Source organism: Burkholderia stagnalis (genome assembly GCF_902830275.1).
Classification (GTDB): Bacteria; Pseudomonadota; Gammaproteobacteria; order Burkholderiales; family Burkholderiaceae; genus Burkholderia; species Burkholderia stagnalis.
The window spans coordinates 1-851 of record NZ_CADESW010000073.1 but is presented as its reverse complement, the minus strand read 5'-3'; the positions used below and the strand labels follow the sequence as shown (position 1 = coordinate 851).

Sequence of the window (851 nt, the reverse complement as noted above, 5' to 3'; positions counted from 1 at the left end):
CACGTCGATCTGGCGAACCTGCACGTTGTTTGTGCCTTCGACGGCGCTGAAGCTGGTGTTCCAATGGCCGCCATTGTCGACGCTGTATTGCACGGTGGCGCCGGTTTCGATGCCGGTGAGGTTCAGCGTGCCGACGTTGGTGACGTGGTCGGAGGCGCTGCTGCCCGAATCGGTGGTCAGGGCCACGCCCGGGGCGGCCGCCGACGTGTCGAGCGTGAAATTGAAGCTGGTCGCGTTCGAGATGTTGCCTGCCACGTCGATCTGGCGGACCTGGACGTTGTTCAATCCTGCGACCGCGCTGAAGCTGGTGTTCCAATGCGAACCGTTATCGACGCTGTATTGCACGGTGGCGCCGGTTTCGACACCGGTGAGGTTCAGCGTGCCGACGTTGGTGATGTGATCGGATGCGCTGCTGCCGGAGTCGGTGGTCAGGGCGACACCGGGTGCGGCCACCGACGTATCGAGCGTGAAGCTGAACGACGTCGCCGACGAGGTATTGCCTGCGACGTCGATCTGGCGAACCTGCACGTTGTTTGTGCCTTCGACCGCGCTGAAGCTGGTGTTCCAATGCGCACCGTTATCGACGCTGTACTGCACGGTGGCGCCGGTTTCGATGCCGGTGAGGTTCAGCGTGCCGACGTTGGTGACGTGGTCGGAGGCACTGCTGCCGGAGTCGGTGGTCAGCGCGACACCGGGTGCGGCAGCCGACGTATCGAGCGTGAAGCCGAACGACGTCACCGCCGAGGTATTGCCTGCCACGTCGATCTGGCGAACCTGCACGTTGTTTGTGCCTTCGACGGCGCTGAAGCTGGTGTTCCAATGGCCGCCATTGTCGACGCTGTATTGCACGG

The 851-nt window shown here is 63.2% G+C and carries 1 protein-coding gene; it reads right to left on the bottom strand.

What is annotated here, in order from left to right; translation table 11 throughout:
- Positions 1–851 (bottom strand): Ig-like domain-containing protein (locus HWY45_RS36255; RefSeq protein WP_176118483.1); only part of this gene is annotated, 851 nt, incomplete at both ends.